The 17,207-nt window shown below is 70.0% G+C and carries 17 protein-coding genes; 13 read left to right on the forward strand and 4 right to left on the reverse strand.

The window, feature by feature from the left end; translation table 11 throughout:
* Window positions 1-59 precede the first annotated feature (59 nt).
* Window positions 60-1,604: a catalase gene (locus tag AABA78_RS28380; protein ID WP_338267693.1), complete on the reverse strand. Its 1,545-nt coding sequence runs from the start codon at window positions 1,602-1,604 to the stop codon at window positions 60-62.
* A 314-nt stretch (window positions 1,605-1,918) separates the two neighbouring features.
* On the opposite strand from AABA78_RS28380, the gene kamD reads away from it, so the two are divergent.
* The 11 genes from kamD to AABA78_RS28435 all read left to right on the forward strand — a co-directional run bounded on the left by kamD (window position 1,919) and on the right by AABA78_RS28435 (window position 10,487).
* On the forward strand, window positions 1,919-3,469 hold the full coding sequence (gene kamD, locus AABA78_RS28385) for a lysine 5,6-aminomutase subunit alpha (RefSeq protein ID WP_338267694.1): 1,551 nt from the start codon (window positions 1,919-1,921) through the stop codon (window positions 3,467-3,469).
* Window positions 3,466-3,951 carry a hypothetical protein gene (locus AABA78_RS28390; protein ID WP_338267697.1) on the forward strand — a complete coding sequence of 162 codons (486 nt, stop codon included), beginning with the start codon at window positions 3,466-3,468 and terminating at the stop codon, window positions 3,949-3,951. The genes kamD and AABA78_RS28390 overlap by 4 nt, the downstream gene beginning before the upstream one ends.
* A gap of 4 nt (window positions 3,952-3,955) precedes the next feature.
* Window positions 3,956-4,741 (forward strand): lysine 5,6-aminomutase subunit beta, encoded by a 786-nt coding sequence (gene kamE, locus AABA78_RS28395; RefSeq protein WP_120562679.1) that lies wholly within the window; start codon window positions 3,956-3,958, stop codon window positions 4,739-4,741.
* Window positions 4,738-5,136, forward strand: a complete 399-nt coding sequence (kal, locus tag AABA78_RS28400) for a 3-aminobutyryl-CoA ammonia lyase (protein WP_014396341.1) — start codon at window positions 4,738-4,740, stop codon at window positions 5,134-5,136. Before kamE ends, kal begins: the two co-directional genes overlap by 4 nt.
* Window positions 5,133-5,960 (forward strand): 3-keto-5-aminohexanoate cleavage enzyme, encoded by an 828-nt coding sequence (gene kce / locus AABA78_RS28405; RefSeq protein ID WP_338267702.1) that lies wholly within the window; start codon window positions 5,133-5,135, stop codon window positions 5,958-5,960. Before kal ends, kce begins: the two co-directional genes overlap by 4 nt.
* A gap of 278 nt (window positions 5,961-6,238) precedes the next feature.
* On the forward strand, window positions 6,239-7,015 hold the full coding sequence (locus tag AABA78_RS28410) for an SDR family NAD(P)-dependent oxidoreductase (protein ID WP_338267705.1): 777 nt from the start codon (window positions 6,239-6,241) through the stop codon (window positions 7,013-7,015).
* Window positions 7,005-7,799 carry a class I SAM-dependent methyltransferase gene (locus tag AABA78_RS28415; RefSeq protein WP_338267708.1) on the forward strand — a complete coding sequence of 265 codons (795 nt, stop codon included), beginning with the start codon at window positions 7,005-7,007 and terminating at the stop codon, window positions 7,797-7,799. The genes AABA78_RS28410 and AABA78_RS28415 overlap by 11 nt, the downstream gene beginning before the upstream one ends.
* Window positions 7,800-7,890: 91 nt before the next feature.
* Window positions 7,891-8,442 (forward strand): hypothetical protein, encoded by a 552-nt coding sequence (locus AABA78_RS28420; protein WP_338267710.1) that lies wholly within the window; start codon window positions 7,891-7,893, stop codon window positions 8,440-8,442.
* 127 nt (window positions 8,443-8,569) lie between these two features.
* A complete protein-coding gene (locus AABA78_RS28425) occupies window positions 8,570-8,953 on the forward strand; it encodes a hypothetical protein (protein ID WP_338267711.1) in 384 nt (127 codons plus the stop codon).
* Window positions 8,954-9,035: 82 nt separating this feature from the next.
* Window positions 9,036-9,983 (forward strand): hypothetical protein, encoded by a 948-nt coding sequence (locus tag AABA78_RS28430; RefSeq protein WP_338267714.1) that lies wholly within the window; start codon window positions 9,036-9,038, stop codon window positions 9,981-9,983.
* 108 nt (window positions 9,984-10,091) lie between these two features.
* A complete protein-coding gene (locus tag AABA78_RS28435; protein WP_338267716.1) occupies window positions 10,092-10,487 on the forward strand; it encodes a LysM peptidoglycan-binding domain-containing protein in 396 nt (131 codons plus the stop codon).
* A gap of 37 nt (window positions 10,488-10,524) precedes the next feature.
* Here AABA78_RS28435 and AABA78_RS28440 read toward each other — a convergent pair whose 3' ends face one another.
* Both AABA78_RS28440 and AABA78_RS28445 read right to left on the reverse strand, forming a co-directional pair.
* Window positions 10,525-11,196 carry a hypothetical protein gene (locus AABA78_RS28440; protein ID WP_338267719.1) on the reverse strand — a complete coding sequence of 224 codons (672 nt, stop codon included), beginning with the start codon at window positions 11,194-11,196 and terminating at the stop codon, window positions 10,525-10,527.
* A 62-nt stretch (window positions 11,197-11,258) separates the two neighbouring features.
* Complete coding sequence (locus AABA78_RS28445; protein WP_338267721.1) at window positions 11,259-12,818, reverse strand: ChaN family lipoprotein; 1,560 nt, start codon at window positions 12,816-12,818, stop codon at window positions 11,259-11,261.
* A 112-nt stretch (window positions 12,819-12,930) separates the two neighbouring features.
* On the opposite strand from AABA78_RS28445, the gene AABA78_RS28450 reads away from it, so the two are divergent.
* The gene (locus AABA78_RS28450; RefSeq protein WP_338267723.1) at window positions 12,931-16,044 is read left to right on the forward strand and encodes a TonB-dependent receptor plug domain-containing protein; all 3,114 of its coding nucleotides are present in this window, start codon (window positions 12,931-12,933) and stop codon (window positions 16,042-16,044) included.
* On the forward strand, window positions 16,044-16,874 hold the full coding sequence (locus tag AABA78_RS28455; RefSeq protein ID WP_338267724.1) for a 5'-nucleotidase C-terminal domain-containing protein: 831 nt from the start codon (window positions 16,044-16,046) through the stop codon (window positions 16,872-16,874). Before AABA78_RS28450 ends, AABA78_RS28455 begins: the two co-directional genes overlap by 1 nt.
* A 46-nt stretch (window positions 16,875-16,920) precedes the next feature.
* Here AABA78_RS28455 and AABA78_RS28460 read toward each other — a convergent pair whose 3' ends face one another.
* Window positions 16,921-17,202, reverse strand: coding sequence for a TIGR04563 family protein (locus AABA78_RS28460; RefSeq protein WP_014396355.1), 282 nt, complete (start codon window positions 17,200-17,202; stop codon window positions 16,921-16,923).
* Window positions 17,203-17,207 lie beyond the last annotated feature (5 nt).

Here is a 17,207-nt window from a genome sequence, read left to right on the forward strand (position 1 = left end):
GGGCAAAGGGGGGAGGCAGCGGGACCGCCGAGGCGTCACCGGCGGCCCCGGGCGTCACGTCACGGCTGGTCGCGCGTGGACAGCGGCGCGAGGGTGGCCTTCGCGTCGTCCAGCTTCACGTTCACGGCCTTGGCCAGGCGCGTGCCGTAGTCCACGTTGGCCGCGTAGAAGTGGCCGACCATGCGCGCCTTGACCTTCGCGTCGCGCACCTGGCCCAGGTCGCCGGCCAGGTTCTGGATCAGCCGTTCCTTGGCGGCCGCGTCGAGCGACGTCCAGAAGGCGCCTGCCTGCGAGAAGTTGTCCGTCTTCTCGATGGGGCGCTGCTGCGTGGTGCCCGTCAGCGGTGCATTGGAGAAGAGGGCGGAGGGCGTGTCCGACGTCTCCCGCGTGACGCTGGGCTCGTAGTTCACGTCCGACTTCGTGTTGCCGCTGTTCATCGCGCCGGCCTGGCTGTTGTTGTTCACCGCGGCGCGCGCGCGGTTCACCGGCAGGGACAGGTAGTTGGCGCCCAGGCGGTAGCGCTGCGTGTCCGCGTAGGAGAAGAGGCGGCCCTGCAGCAGCCGGTCCTCGGACGGCTCGATGCCCGGCGGCATCACGCCCGGGGAGAAGGCGGACTGCTCCGTCTCCTCGAAGAAGTTGTCCGGCATCTTGTCGAGGGTGAACCTGCCCAGCTTCACCGGCGGCAGCTTGTCCTTGGGCCACTCCTTGGTGGCGTCCAGCGGATCGAACGCGAAGCTGTCCAGGTCCTTGGGGTCCAGCACCTGCACGCTCAGCTCCCACGAGGGGAACCTGCCGGCCTGGATGTTCGTGTAGAGGTCGTGCGTGGCGTGCTGGAAGTCCTGGCCGCCCAGCTTCGTGGCCTCCTCCGCGGTGAGGCCCTTCACGCCCTGCTGCGACTTCCAGTTGAACTTGACGTACTTCACCTGGCCCCTGGCGTTGACGAACTTGAAGGCGTGCACGCCGTTGCCGTCCATCTGCCGGTAGTTCGCGGGGATGCCCAGGTCCGAATAGAGCTGGGTGAGCATGTGCGTGGACTCGGGCTGGTGGCTGAAGAAGTCGAAGTAGCGGCCCGGGTCTTGCCGGTTGGTGACGGGGGACGGCTTCAGCGAGTGCACCATGTCCGGGAACTTGATGGCGTCCCGGATGAAGAAGACGGGCAGGTTGTTGCCGACCAGGTCCCAGTTGCCCTCGTCCGTGAAGAACTTCAGCGCGAAGCCGCGAGGGTCGCGCAGCGTCTCCGGCGAGCCGCTGGGGTGGATGACCGTGGAGAAGCGCACGAACATCGGCGTCTTCTTGCCCTTCTGGGAGAAGACGGACGCGCGCGTGAGTTGGGAGAAGTCGCCGTAGCTCTCGAAGGAGCCGTAGGCTCCGACACCGCGTGCGTGCACCACGCGCTCCGGGATGCGCTCACGGTCGAAGCGCGCGAGCTTCTCGATGAGGGCGAAGTCCTCCAGGAGGATGCCGCCCCGCGGGCCGGCCGTCTTGGAGCTCTGGTTCGTGCCCAGCGGCGCGCCCGAGTCGGTGGTGATGGGAGGAGGGTTGCCGGCGGCGAGGACGGGAGCGCCGGACAGCAGGACCGCGAGCATCAACGAGCGTCGGTTCAAGGGAACTCCTGGGATCTACGGGGGAACCGGAGCGACCCCAGAGCACTCCTCGTGCCGACCTCATGATTCATGTGATTTCAATGGGTTGGACGTGGATGGCCGAGTGGAATCACCGACCATTCGGTGGATGAACCGAAATGGCGGTGGTATTCGTCACCGCCTTGTCGGTGGCGGAGTGTGCAGCGAAGTTTCGGTGGAGGGATGTCCGCGTGATGCGTCTCGCCATTCGAGAGGCGCGGTGCGGCATCGTTTGCTGATGGTACGGGCACCGCGATCTTGAGCCGAAGGACGCTGCGCTCGGGTAGGGTGCGCGCATGTCAGGCCCGTTTATCGACGACGCGCGGATTGCCGAGGCGCGCAAGCTGGCGGACGAGATCGTCAATCCGATCTTCGACCTCATCCAACGCAACACCACTGTCTCCAATGAGCGCACCGTGTTGCGCTTCTTTGGAATCTCCGGCGCGGGGGCTCGCGGCGTGCCGCTGGCCAACCTCATGGTGGACAAGCTGCAGTCCGCCAGGGTGCTCAACCGGGGCGCCGCCTACTGGTACGGCCGCGCGCTGCAACTGGGCGCCAGCAGCCCGCTGGACGCCGTGGAGCGCATCACCGCGCTGCCCACGGACAAGCTGGGCCCGCTGTCGCCAGAGATGGAGGGCAACCTGCGCGACGCCGTGCGCGAGGAGGCCCGCGCGGCGATGACGGAGCTCAAGGCCCGCATCGCCCAGCGTAACGCCCTGCGCGAGCAGTTCCCCATGTCCCCCGCGCCGCACAAGTACGTCATCGTCGCCACCGGCAACATCTACGACGACGTGGACCAGGCCCGGGCGGCGGCGCAGGCGGGCGCGGACGTCATCGCGGTCATCCGCTCCACGGCGCAGTCGCTCTTGGACTACGTGCCCCACGGCGCGACGACGGAGGGCTACGGCGGCACCTACGCCACCCAGGAGAACTTCCGCGTGATGCGCGAGGCCCTGGACGACGAGAGCCGCAAGCTCAAGCGCTACATCCAGCTCACCAACTACTCGTCCGGCCTGTGCATGTCGGAGATCGCCTTCTGCGCGGCCTACGAGAAGCTGGACATGCTCCTCAACGACGCGATGTACGGCATCCTCTTCCGCGACATCAACATGCGGCGGACGTTCATCGACCAGTACTTCAGCCGCCGCATCTGCGCCCTGGCCGGCATCATCATCAACACCGGCGAGGACAACTACATCACCACCGCGGACGCCTACGACGCGGCCCACACCGTCATCGCCAGCCAGTTCATCAACGAGTGCTTCGCCAAGCGCGCGGGCCTCAAGGACTGGCAGCTGGGCATCGGGCACTCGTACGAAATCGACCCGTACCGCGAGGACACGCTCCTCTTGGAGCTGTCGCAGGCGATGCTGGTGCGCCGCTGCTTCCCGGACGCGCCGCTCAAGTACATGCCGCCCACGAAGCACAAGGAGACGGACATCTTCTTCAGCCACGCGTACGACGTGATGGCGGACCTGGTGGCCATCTGGACGCGGCAGGGCATCCAGCTGCTGGGCATGATGACGGAGGCCATGCACACGCCGCTGCTCGCGGACCGGTACGTGGCGCTCAAGTCCGCGTCGTACATCCACCGCGCGGCGCGGGGCATCGACGAGGAGTTCACCGTCCGCGAGGACGGGAAGATCGCCAACCGCGCACGCGAGGTCTTCGCCAAGGCGGAGGAGCTGCTGCGCGAGTGCCACTCCGAGGGCATGGTGGCGGCCATCGGCAAGGGGCGCTTCGGCGACGTGAAGCGCGAGGAGACCGGCGGCAAGGGGCTGGATGGCGTGCTGGAGAAGGCCCCGGATTACTTCAACCCGTTCCTGGAAATGCTGGAGGCGACATGATCCTGAGTACCTTTCTGGCCGTGATGGTGGCCGCGGGCGGCAGCGCGGATGCCTTGAGCAGCGTGACGGTGAAGACCATCGCGCTGAAGGCCCCGGCCGCGTGGACGCGCTCCAACATGGACGGCACGGAGAAGTTCCTGGCGCCCTCCGGCGACGCGTACTTCCTGGTGGACGTGGGCACGGTGCAGACCGCGGGCATGAAGGCGGAGCTGTGCCGCACGAAGATCCTCGCGAGCATCGGCGGTGACAGCTGGACCATGCTGAAGGTGGGCGGTCAGCCCGCGGCCACGAAGACGGATACGGACGCGGCGCCGGACGGCAGCGGCAACGTGGACACGGTGACGTACGTGGGGTGCAACGGGAAGACGACGTGGTCGGTGGTCTTCTACATGGAGCAGGGCAAGAAGGACCGTTTCGCCGCGGTGGCCGAGAAGGTGGGCACCAGCGTGTCGTTCACGCCGCCCAAGAACAAGAAGGGGTAGTTCGATGGTGAAGCCGAGCAAGCAGATCATCCGCCCCTACGGCGACCGTCGCGACGACGGCATGGTGCAGCTGTCGTTCACGCTGCCGGTGCCGCTGTCGGAGAAGGCCAAGGAGGCCGCCGCCCAGTTCACCAAGAAGATGGGCTTCACGGACGTGAAGGTGGCGGCCGCCGAGCGGGCCGCGGACCAGTACACGTTCTTCGTCGTCTACGCCCGCTCCAACGTGACGCTGGACTACGCGGAGATCGACGTGCCGGAGGTGGTGGTGCGCAAGATGGGGTTCGACGACCTCAACGCGCTCATCAAGGAGAAGGTCCGTCGCCGCATCGTCGTCTTCGGCGCGTGCACGGGCACGGACACGCACACGGTGGGCATCGACGCCATCCTGAACATGAAGGGCTACGCGGGCGACTACGGCCTGGAGCGCTACCCCGGCTTCGAGGCGTTCAACCTGGGCAGCCAGGTGCCCAACGAGGACCTCATCAAGAAGGCCACCGCGAAGCACGCGGACGCCATCCTCGTCTCGCAGGTCGTCACGCAGCGCGACGTGCACAAGGACAACTCGCGCCAGTTCATCGACGCGGCGAAGGCGGCGGGCATCCACGGCAAGACGCTGCTCCTGCTGGGCGGGCCGCGCGTGGACCACAAGCTGGCCCTGGAGCTGGGCTTCGACGCGGGCTTCGGGCCGGGCACCAAGCCGTCCGACGTGGCCAACTACATCGTGCACGCGGTGATGAAGAAAGAGGGCACGGAGTCCGCGGACTCCCACTACCAGGGGGAACCCACGTGAGCACTGGGACGAAGGCGGTACTGCGGCTGCGCATGGGCAGCCACGACGCGCACTACGGCGGCAACCTGGTGGACGGGGCGCGGATGCTCGGTCTGTTCGGGGACGTGGCCACGGAGCTGTGCATCCGCTCGGACGGGGACGAGGGGCTGTTCCGCGCCTACGACTCCGTGGAGTTCCTGGCCCCGGTGTACGCGGGCGACTTCATCGAGGCGGAGGGCGAGATCATCAGCGAGGGCAACACGTCGCGGAAGATGCGCTTCGAGGCTCGCAAGGTCATCAAGCCCCGGCCGGACGTGAACGACTCGGCGGCGGACGTGCTGCCGGAGGCGGTGGTGGTGTGCCGCGCTTCGGGCACGTGCGTGGTGCCCAAGGACAAGCAGCGGGTGAAGCGATGAGCAAGCCCATGGTCCTCACCGCCGCCCTGGTGGGCGCGGAGACGACGCGCGAGCAGACGCCGTACCTGCCCATCACCGCGGAGGAGATTGCTGAAGACGCGGCGAAGTGCCGCGAGGCCGGCGCGGCGATGGTGCACATCCACGTGCGCACGGCGGAGGGCAAGCCGTCGCAGGACGCGGAGCTGTTCCGCGCGGCCATCCGCGCCATCCGCAAGCGCACGGACGTGCTCGTCCAGGTGTCCACGGGCGGCGCGGTGGGCATGGACGTGGACGAGCGGTGCGGCGGGCTGACGCTCACGGGCGCGGACAAGCCGGACATGGCCACGCTCACGACGGGCACGGTGAACTTCGGGGAAGAGGTGTTCTGGAATCCCCGGCCGCTGGTGCGCGACATCGCGAAGCGCATCAAGAGCATCGGCCTCAAGCCGGAGCTGGAGTGCTTCGACGTCGGGATGATCGACGAGGCGCGCTACCTGGCGAAGGAGGGGCTGGTGGAGCTGCCGGCGCACTTCGACTTCGTGCTGGGCGTGCCGGGCACGCTCCAGGCGCGGCCGGAGGTGCTGGACTTCATGATCGCCGCGCTGCCGGAGGGGAGCTCCTGGACGGTGGCGGGCGTGGGGCGCCAGCAGCTCCCGTTCGTGGACGAGGCCGCGAAGCGCGGCGGCAACGCGCGCGTGGGCCTGGAGGACAACATCTACCTGTCCAAGGGCGTGCTCGCGAAGGGCAGCTTCGAACTGGTGGCGGAGGCCGCGAAGCGCGCCCGTGCCGCCGGCCGTGAGCTCGCGACCCCCGAGCAGGCCCGGCAGCTGCTGCGCCTGGGCTGAGGCTCCAGGCGTTTGAAGGTGAGGCCCGGGAGCGGACGACGCCCCGGGCCTTCGCGTTTCAAGAGCGGTGAGGTCATCCGGGCCCGGCAGCAGCCACCGGTGGCCGCGCCCTCCGCGCGACGCTTGTCAGGAGTCCGGTGCGCATTTCGTCCCGCTGCCCGGCACGCAGCGCACCCGCGGACACCGCCCGTTCATCCGGCTGTCCACCCGGGACGGCTCGGGCATCATGCCGCGCATTCCTCCCGGCCTGACGGGAGCCCACGGGGAGTCGCGAAGCGATGGACACGGGACTGCAGGGCAAGGGTGTGCTGGTGACGGGCGGCGCGGGCGGCATCGGCTCCGCGCTGGTGCGCGCGTTCGCGGGCGAGGGCGCGAAGGTGGCGGTGCACTACCACCGCAGCCAGGAGAAGGCGGGGGCGCTCGCGCGCGAGGTGGGCGGCACGTCCGTCCGCGCGGACCTCACCATGGAGGCGGACGTGGACGCGCTGGTGCCGCAGGCGGTGAAGGACCTGGGCCGGCTGGACGTGCTGGTGTGCAACACCGGCGTCTATCCCGCCCCCGACGAGCCGCTGTGGACGATGTCGCTGGAGCGCTGGCGCCGCACGCTGGCGCAGAACCTGGACAGCGTGTTCCTGAGCTGCCGCGCGTTCCTGCGCCACGTGGAGACCACGGGCACGGGCACCATCGTCATCATCAGCTCCACGGCGGGCCTCTTCGGCGAGGCGGGCCATACGGACTACGCGGCGGCGAAGGGGGCCCTGGCGGCGGGCTTCGTGAAGAGCCTGAAGAACGAGCTGCACCGCATCGCGCCCATGGGCCGCGTCAACGTGGTGTGCCCGGGCTGGACGGAGGTGGACCGCAACCGCGCCAGGTTGGTGGACCCGGAGTTCGTCGGCCGCGTCACGCGGACGATGCCGCTGCGCAAGGTGGGGCAGCCGGAGGACGTGGCGCGCGTCGTCGTGACGCTCGCGTCGGATCGCATCTCCGGCCACGTGACGGGCGAGGTCGTCACCGTGGCTGGAGGCATGGAAGGAAGGGTGCTGCATGAAGACTGACCTGGACGTGCGGACGTACAACCGCGATGCGTGGAACGGCGAGGTGGGCCGGGGCAATCCGTGGACGGTGCCGGTGTCCCCGGAGGTCATCGCCGCCGCGCGGCGGGGGGACTGGAGCGTGGTGCTCACCCCGACGAAGCCCGTACCGCGCGCGTGGTTCGGGGAGCTGAAGGGAAAGGACGTGCTGGGCCTGGCTAGCGCGGGCGGCCAGCAGTGCCCGGTGCTCGCGGCGGCGGGCGCACGCGTCACCGTGTTCGACAACTCGCCCGCGCAGCTGGCGCAGGACCGGAAGGTGGCCGAGCGCGAGGGCCTGACGCTCCAGTACGTGGAGGGCGACATGCGGGACCTGTCCGCGTTCGCCGACGGGAGCTTCGACCTCATCTTCCACCCGTGCTCCAACTGCTTCGTGGAGGAGATAAGGCCCGTTTGGCGCGAGGCCTTCCGCGTGCTGCGTCCGGGCGGCGTGCTCTTGTCGGGCATCTGCAACCCGGTGCGCTACCTCTTCGACCCGGCCGAGGAGGAGAAGGGCGTGATGCGGCTGAAGTACCCGATGCCGTATTCCGACTTCACCAGCCTCACCGACGAGGAGCGCCGCCGCTACAGCGACAAGAATGAGCCCATGTGCGTGGGGCATTCGCTGGAGGACCAGCTGGGCGGCCAGCTGGACGCGGGCTTCGTGCTCACGGGTCTGTTCGAGGACAAGTACGAGGCGAAGGACCTGCTCTCCACGTTCCTGTCCACCTTCATCGCCACCCGGGCGCTGAAGCCCGCCGCGCGGTTGTGACACAGAAGAGCGTTGCGCTCGGGAGCCGTGAAAGCCTACAGGGAGGGGGTCCGGGTCTACCCGGACATTCCCCCTTTCGTAGGAGTCGTCCATGAAGCTGTCCCTGCGTCTCTCCGCTGTGTTGCTGATGGGTGTGTCGGTGCTGGGCCTGGGCTGTGAGGGTGCGGGCACGCGGGATCCGCTGAACGCCATTGAGGCGGGCGCCCAGGTGGCGGTGGAGCCCGCGCTGGCGGAGGTGAAGCAGGGCGCGGTGGGCGACACGGTGCTGCGCTGCACGCAGCCGCAGGACGGCAGCTACCTGGAGGTGGTCCAGACGGCCACGGGCTACGAGGCGGCCACGGTGACGGAGGCCTACGACCCGTGGGACTGCCGCTGCACCTACGAGCAGCGCACGGTGCTGGGGCAGTACACGCGGTGCAACCGCTCCACGGTGGACCCGCGCATCCTGAACTGCTTCCGCATCGAGTCCAACGGCACGACGGGCAAGGTGGTGCTGTCCACCACGCGCGTGCAGCGCACGCAGATGGTCATCGGCGGCACGCAGACGGTGTCGTACACGGACCTGAGCATCGCGGCCATCAACCAGGACCCGGGCCACACGCCGCGCCAGGACTTCAACTACAGCATGGCGGACTGCCAGTAACCGGCGTGCTCCCGGAGGCGATTTAACCTTTGGCGGGCTCCGGGGTCTTGAGTGTCAGAGCGCGACGGGAAGCAGGCTGCACGGCTGCTCCCGGAGCGTTTTGACCTGAACCCGGAGTCCACACACCATGTCGCTCAAGTCCATGCTTCGCGGTACCGCTGTCGCCACGCTGCTCCTCGCCGTGCCCGTGCTCGCCCAGACGGCCGCGCCGACCGACTCCGCCAACCAGGCCGGCCAGTGCGAGGGGCGCCGGGGCCGGCACGGCGGGGGCCACAAGTTCGGCCGCATGGAGCAGCGCCTGGACAAGCGGGTCGCCGAAGGGCGCCTGACGCAGGCCCAGGCGGACAGCTTCAAGGCGGAGGCCCGGCAGCTCCACGAGGAGATGAAGGCCGCGCGCGCCTCCGCCAACGGCCAGGTGGACGAGGCCCGGCGTGCGCAGTTCAAGGAGCGCCGCAAGGCCCTGAAGGAGAAGATCAAGGCCGCGCTGGCGCCCACGCAGCAGGGCGCATGAGGTCTTGCCGTGAATGGGGGACGTGACGCGAGGGCCCCGGCCGGCACAGACTGACCGGGCCCCTTCGTCCGCGGGAGTCCCCATGCTTCGCAGCCTCCTCGTCGCCGTCGTCGCCCTGACCGCTGGCTGCCGCGCGCACTCCAGCGCGACGCAGGTCGCGGTGGCTCGGCAGGCCCCGGTGGACGCGCCGGACGCGGCGGAGTCCCCGGTGGTGCTGGTGGCGGACGCGGAGCTCCAGCGCGTGCAGAAGCGCGCCCGGTACATCGTCGAATCGGAGCAGGGGGCCATCCGCGCCACGGACCTGCTGCTCGCGCGTCCGGACCTGGACCGCACGCGGATGAACTGGTTCTTCACCGTGCCGCGCGGCAACGCCTGGTACGCCGTCTTCGGCCGCTTCGACACGCAGAACGCCTTCGTCCCTGCGTACGCGTACCGCGCGCCCATCGAGTTCTCCGGCGAGATGGAGGACTTCCCCGTCGAGTCCCTGCCCGAGGGCATGGACGCGCTGGCCCGCGCGGTGAGCACCGCCTGCGAGCGCGTCTTCCAGGTGCACGGCCGCAAGCAGCTCAACCCCGTCGTGGTGGAGGAGGACGGCGGCATCACCGTGTACGTGCTCCAGGGCTTCGACGACTCGAACCTGTACCTGCTGGGCGGCGACTTCCGCTTCAAGTTCAGCAAGGACGGTCGCCAGCAGCTCCAGGAGCTGCCCCTGCACCAGGGGCTCATCCCCGTGTCGGTCGCGCCGGACGCGGATGGAGAGGTGCCTCCCTTCTCCGCGCACGCGCACGTGCTCTTCCCGGGACCGCTGGAGACGGAGCTCGCGCTGGTGATGCTCTATCCCGCGCTGGGGGGCCTCTTCGTCGGCGCGGCGGACCAGGACTGCGTCTACGCGCTGTCGCCGGACGGCACCATCCGCGCGGTGCGCCTGAGCCGCGAGGAGATCCTGCGTGAGCTGCGGCCGGACGGCACCTTCGCGCCGCCCGAGGCCCTGAAGGTCGAACCGGAACCCGGCGCGGACGTGGTGCTCTGAACAGCTCCTGGCTCCGCAGTGTTGAGCTTCGTTCACGCCTTTCCCGGCGGCCCGTCATTGCCAGTGGGCGCGGTGCTTGAGTTCGCGCCTCACGACAGGAGGACGCGAATGGCCTTGCAGAACGACTACCAGGACGTGCTGGACGTGGCGAAGAGCGTGGGCGCGAAGGTCGAAACGCGCGAGGAGAACGGCAAGCTCGTCATCAAGGGCTCCGTCGACCACGCCTTCGACCGCGATCGCATGTGGGATCAGATCAAGGCGAAGCACCCGAAGTGGAACGACGAGCTCATGGTCATGCTCACCGTGACCCACGCGGAGCCCTACGGCCTGCACACCGTGAAGTCCGGCGACACGCTCAGCAAGCTGGCCAAGGACATCTACGGGGACATGAAGCTGTACACGAAGATCTTCGAGGCCAACAAGGATCAGCTCAAGGACCCGGACCACATCAAGGTGGGCCAGGTCCTCAAGCTGCCGCCGAAGACCATCGCCAACAAGGCCTGAGCCTCGGCGCGGGACAGAGGCCCGTGCCGCCGGTGCATCAAGGGCAGTACGGGCACTCCACCGTGGCCTCGAGCTGGTCGTAGACGAGGCAGTTCTGGTCCGCGGCGCTGTCGTTCTTCTGCTGGCAGCGGTAGTTCCACACGGACGCGCACTGGCTGTAGACCTGCGCGTCGCCAGTGGGGCCCTGGTACGTGGACGTGCAGGTGCCGCCCGAGCTTCCACCCGACACGGTGCAGCTGTAGGGGTCCGTGCCGCTGGTGCACTTGAGGCCGGAGCAGGTGGTGCCGCTGCCCATCCACTTGCCTGAACAGCTGGAGGCGCTGGTGCGCTGATCACACAGCACGCGGTTCAGGCTCGAATCGTAGTAGGCGCACGCGCCGCTGCCGTTGCCGCCACCACCACCGCCGCTGGAGCCTCCGGAGGGCGTGCCCCAGCTCCACTCGGGCGACCTGGGCTCGGAGTAGGTGTCCAGCGTGACCGTGCCGTCCGGAAAGCCCACGTCCTCGCACGAGTCGCCCTCGAAGTAGCCGCAGTAGTCCCAGCCGTCGCACCAGAAGTCGCGGCACTCGTCCGCGGTGTCGTCGTTGCAGAAGTAGATGGACGAGCCATGGACGCAGGCGCCCTGTTCGGCAAAGCAGCCGGACAGCATGAGGCCCATCGCGAGGGACAGGAGGAGGGCGGACGTGGTGCGGCGAGGAGATGGGTTCATGGCGCCGGAGGGTAGCCGCAAGCCGCCGCTGGATTCAGCTGGGTCAGCGCCACCACGGGCGCTTAGAGCCCGCGCAGGCGCGCGGCCCAGGCGAGGTACGCGCCCCGCGGATCCACGAGCGGATCCCGGAAGAGGGCGCGGATGTCGGCGGTGTCCACCTGACCGGCGTCGAAGGCGCGGTAGAGGCTGTCCCCCAACAGGTAGCCCAGCGCGTGGCTGACGCCGTGGAACAGGCGGTCGCGGCGCAGGGGGAGGAGCTTCACGGCCTCGTCGGGGGCCTCGGACTCCGTGGCCTTGTGGGCGAGGACGAAGGCGGCGATCTGCCGCTCCAGGCCCCGGGCCTCGCCGAAGCGCCGGGCCCACTCCGTGACGTTGGGGCAGGTGCGGCGCGGGTTGATCAGCTTGGAGCCGAAGAAGCCCAGGGCCTCTTCCAGGCACCGCGCGTAGAAGGCCTCGGACGCGCCTCGCGGAGCGTCCATGGCGTCGCCCACGGCGCAGTGGCGCACGAAGTGGGCGGCCTCCTCCGCGGCGTGGTTGAGGGACAGCGACGCCAGCCAGGCCGTGCGCGCGCGGGGGATGTAGCCGCTCTCGCGCGACAGGATGTGCTTGCGCAGCTGGGACAGCTCCGCCTGGGTGAAGCGGCCGCGCCGGCGGATGCGGGCGAGCACGTCGCTGTCCGCCACCGTCGTCACCTCCACCGAGTCCAGCTCCCGGCCCACGGACACGCCCGCGAGCCCGCCGATGAGCTCCGCCATGTCGCGGAAGCGCTCCGCGGCGCTGCGGTCCAGCAGGGGCGCGTCGTCGCCTTCGGCCTCCAGGTAGTCCAGGAAGCTCTGCTGGCACAGGACAGGGGAGGCGTTCATCAGGCACAGCGCGCCGTCCGCCAGCTCCACGGCCTCCGCGCCACCCAGCCGGCCCTCGCGCGCGAGGCGCCACCAGAGGCCTTCGGCGTTCTGGTACACGACGAGCCCGCGGCGCGGATGCGCCTCACCCAGCGCGCGCTCCACCTGCGCGGGGAGGTGGCAGGGCGCGGCGTGGAACTGGCCCACCAGCACCATCACCAGCGGGACGTCCTCCGCGCGGGCCACGCGGGCGATGCGCTCAGCCGCGAAGGCGTCCCGCAGCGCGAGCGAGCGCTCTCCCTGGGCCCGCCGGTCGATGGCGGCCACCTGGAGCTTGTGGCGCTTCGCGAAGCCCAGCACGGCGCGGATGCCGGCGCCCGGACCGAAGCCCGGGGTGGGGCCGTGACCCAGCCGCGACAGAAGGGTGCGCTCCGGCAATCGTCCGGCGAGGTACGCGTCGAGGGCCGCCTGGTGACGGCCTTCCACGCACTCGAGCGCCAGCACGACACGGCGTCCGGAGGCGAGGGCGCGCTCGACGAGGTCCAGGTAGGTCTGCTGGGCGAGGGGCAGCGTGTGGTAGTCGCCGACGTAGACGAGGTCCGACGCCGCGATGCGCTGGTGCACGTGGGTCAGGGGGACCACGCGCTGGTAGGTGCTCGTGCGCCGGCGGTAGCGGGCCTCGTAGGCGCGGAAGGCTTCGGTGCGGCCCTCGACCACCCGGGCGATCTGGGCGCGTTGGCGGCGGAAGAGGGCGAGGTGAAGGGCAAGCGACGCGCGCATGGAGCGACAGGCACCGTCGCATGCGCTCGCGGGGGCGGCAAAAAATCAGCGGGGCGTGGCCGGGTGGCTTGCTTGACTCAAATGGCCCTGCAACGGACCATCGTCGTCAATCTTGCAGACCGTTCTTCCCCGCACGCTCATCCTCTGTGCCGTGATGTTCGTCGCGGCCCCCGTCCACGCGCAGGAGCCCGCGCTGTTGCACGCGCCGCCGCGGCGCGCGGAGCCCCGGCAGCCCCTCCAACTGGATGCGACGCTGGTGGATGGCGGCAAGGTGCTGGAGCTCTTCGTCCGCTATCGCGGCCCGGGAGAGCCGTACGTCCAGGTCCCGATGGAGCTGCAGTACGGAGACCTGTACCGCGCGATGATCCCCGCGGTGCACATGGTGCCACCCGGCGTGGAGTACTTCGTCGAGGCGGCGATGGCGGATGGTTCGCGCACGCCGCTCTTCATGTCCGCGCTCCGGCCCGCGAGGGTGATGGTGGGAACCCAGGCCCCGGAGCCTCCGCCGGCGAGGGTACCGCCGGGCCGCAAGGGAAGCCGTGAAGAGCCGAAGCCCGAGCCTGGCATCGATGCCTTCACGCCGCCGTCAGGGGGAGGGGAGGACGGTGACGCAGGTGCTGCTCCGGCTCCGCCCCCTGTAAGGACCGGGACCTCCACTCCGTCCGTCCCCGGGACGCGCATGGATGGCGCGGACCCGCGTTCTTCAAGCCGCACGAACGCTGCCGACCCGCGTGCGGCAAGCCGCACGGATGCCGCTGACTCGCGGCCGTCGGGGCGTCCGGACGGGACGGACGCTCGCGCATCGCCCCACGCGGGGACCTCGGATTCACGAGCATCAAGCACCTCGAATGGGACGGACTCACGCTCGTCGAATCGCGCGGCGACCTCCGATTCACGAGCCGCGAGCACCGCGAATGGGACGGACTCGCGCTCGCCGAACCGGACCGATGCGCCCGATTCACGCACTGCCCCCCGAACGGACGCCCCTCGCACTTCGACTCGCGCGACCGGTGCGGACTCGCGGGCTTCGCGCACCGCCAGCTCCGACGACGCGATGGCCGCACTCAACGCGGACGTTCCACCGGACTCCCGTGCGTCCCCTGCCTCCCGCACCGCCTTGGACGACGACCTGGCGCTCTACAGCGCGGAGGACGTGCTCGCGGTGACGACGCTCCAGGAGGAGGCCGTGCGCACCGTGCCGGCCATCGGCGCTTCCTTCAACCGCTCGCAGATGATCGCGCTGGGGGCCCGCACGGTGGCGGACGTGCTGGACGTGGTGCCCGGGGTGTCCGTCAGCCGCGACGTGCAGGGCTTCCACCGCACCGCCATCCGGGGCCTGCGCAACGACGCGGAGGTCCTCTTCCTCCTCGACGGCCACCGCCTCAACAACTTCTTCGACGGCAAGGCGCTCATGAACCTGCCGGTGGAGAACCTGGAGCGCATCGAGGTCATCCGCGGCCCCGGCTCCGCCATCCATGGCGCGGGCGCCTTCCAGGGCGTCGTCAACCTCGTCACCAACCACGCCGACGGCGTGCGCGGCGCCGTCTCCACCGGCGGCGTTCCCCGCGACGACGGCCGGCTCGCGCTCGCCACCGACGGCCACCTGTCCGCCGCGCACTCCACCGGCGACCTGCGCCTGTTCGCGGACCTGGACGTGTGGACCCAGGAAGGGGACTCGCTCATCGTCGACCACGACGCGCTCGACGACGAGGCCGTGGACCAGGGCCTGCGCGACGTGGACGAGCCCGCGGGCCGCACCCGCGACGGACGGTTCCTCGTGAACGCGGGTGGAGGCGTGTCCTACGGCCTGGACAGCGCCGGCCGCGTGGGCGTCACCGCGCGCTACCTCTCCGAGAAGCGCGATGCCCTCGTCGGCCTGTTCGACACCGTGGGCAATGACTCGGAGCTGTCCTGGAACGTGCTCCTCGCCGACCTCACCTGGGAGCGGCCTCTCTCCGACGGAGGGCAGGTGCGCGCCCGGCTGGGCTTCGATCAGCAGTCCACCGACCGCCTCTTCCAGCTCACCCCCCACGACTTCCGCACCGGCGACGGCGTGGAGCGCCTGTTCCCGGACGGCCTCCAGGAGGAGACCCAGGTCACCGTGCGCACCGTGACGGCCTCCGTGGACGCGGACCTCGCGCTGGCCAAGGAGAACCACCTCACGCTGGGCTTCGTCGCCGAACAGCAGTCGCTGTCCCGCTACGACTACACCACGAACTACACGCTCGACGGCCGCCTGCGCCCCAGCCCCGCCGCCCCCGAAGGGCTCGTGGACCTCACGCAAGGAGCGGCCTCCCGCCGCCTCACCCTGGGCCTCTCCGCGCAGGACCAGTGGACCGTGCTCTCCGCGCTCACGCTCACCTTCGGCCTGCGCCTGGACGCCACCCAGCTGCCCGACGTGGACGCGGCGGGCTCGCTCGACGCCAGCAAGATGGTGGTGCGCGTGAACCCGCGCGTGGGCCTGGTCATCGCCGCGTCGGACGCGCTCGTGCTCAAGGCCCTGTACGGTCGCGCCTTCCGCGCCCCCACGCCCCAGGAACTGGTCGAGCGCATCCCCGACACCGACTACAACCAGGGCCGCTTCGAGGGAAACCCGCTCCTCAAGCCCACCACCGTGGACACCTTCGAGCTGGGCGCGGACCTGGTCCAGGCCGCCGGCGACAGCCGCGTGCGCGTGCGCGCCAACGTCTTCCTCCAGAACTTCGCCTCGCCCATCACCCCGGTGGACACCAGCGGCAACATCGTCCCCCTGCGCAACCGCGAGCTGGGCGTGCGCGTGTACGGCGTGGAGGCGGAGGCTCGCCTGGAGGCGTCGAAGCGGGCCGCCGCGTGGGTCAACGCCAGCCTGTCGCGCGCGCAGGACCTGGAACTGCCGGAGCAGTCCCGCCTGCTCACGGACGTGCCCCAGGCGCGCTTCAACGCGGGCGTGTCCATGCCGCTGGGGGACTGGGTGAACCTGGACGTGGTGGTGCGCTCCGGCGCCGAGCGCCGCAACAACAACCGCTCCACCCTGGAGCTCATCCGCCGCTATGAGATTCCGGCCTACAGCCTCATCACCGCGCAGCTGCGCACCGAGCCCATCTGGGAGCACTTCGAGGTGACGCTCTTCGCGCAGAACCTCTTCGACCACGACCTGCGCGACGACGTGCCCCGGCCGGACCGCGTCACCGGCCTGCTGCCTCGCGAGGGCGTGTCCGGCTACCTCACCCTGAGGGCCTTCTACTGATGGACCGCCGCCACCTCACCGCCGCGCTCGCGGCGCTCGCGCTGTTGCCCGGGTGCCTCGCGTACAACGACTCCTGCACCCCGCTGGTGGACGACCCCGACGCCGTCGTGGGTTACCTGGGCGAGGAGGTCCAGCTGGGCTCGGCCTTCACCCGGCACGACAACAACGCGCTGGGGCAGCTGGCCGCGGACGCGTTCCTCCACGCGGAGGACGGCGCCGCGAAGCCCACGGAGCTGGGCATCATCAACGGCGGCTCGCTGCGCGACGAAGGCCTGTGCGTCACCCGCACGTCCCTGCGCACGGGGCCGCTCACCGACGGCGTCCTGCACGAGGTCATCCTCTTCGAGAACCTCGTCGTGACGGTGGACCTCACGGAGAAGCAGCTCGTGAACCTCTTCGAGCACTCCGTGGAGGCGCTGGCCCTGGAGGGGCAGGCCATCGTGTCGCCGTCCGGCGCGTTCCTCCACGTGTCCGACGGCACCACCCTGCGCGTGGACTGCGCGCGTCCGGTGGGCCAGCGCGTGACGGAGCTGCGCGTGAGGGGCCGCGCCGTGTCCATCCCCGCGCGCGACGACGCGTCCATCCGCTACCGCGTGGCGATGTCCACGTTCCTGCTGGACGGAGGGGACGGTTACGGGAGCATCCTGGGCGACGCGGGACGGGACCCGGACCGCAACCCGGTGACGGCGCGCAAGCTGGGCGGCACGGACGCCAACATCGCGGCGGCGTACATGAAGAGCACCTACCCCAGCCCGGTCCAGGCGCTGAAGGAAGCCCCGCGCATCGTCTTCGACAACTGTGCCCGGCCCGCCCGGCCCGCCCCGCGCTGAAAGTCGCGCGCGGTTTCGGACTGCGGGGGCCGGGGTGGACGTCGCCCTACGGCTTGGAGGGCTCGTCCGAGGAGGCCGGGGCGCTGGACGTCACCACCGCCGGAGCGGAGGTGGCCGTCTGCGCCGCGGCAGCCACCGGCCGTGGAGGCAGGGGGCCGAGCACGTCGTTGACCGAAGGCATCCGCCGGATGTCGGCGCGGGCGACCTTCCATGCCTGCTGGACGATCCACGACAAGGAACGATCCTGCCGGGTCGCCTCGCGCTGGATCTCTTCCAGCATGTCCTCGGGAAAATAGAGTGACTGCTTGCGATGATCCGTGGTGGCCATGCCCT

The organism is Corallococcus caeni (assembly GCF_036245865.1).
Lineage (GTDB): Bacteria > Myxococcota > Myxococcia > Myxococcales > Myxococcaceae > Corallococcus > Corallococcus caeni.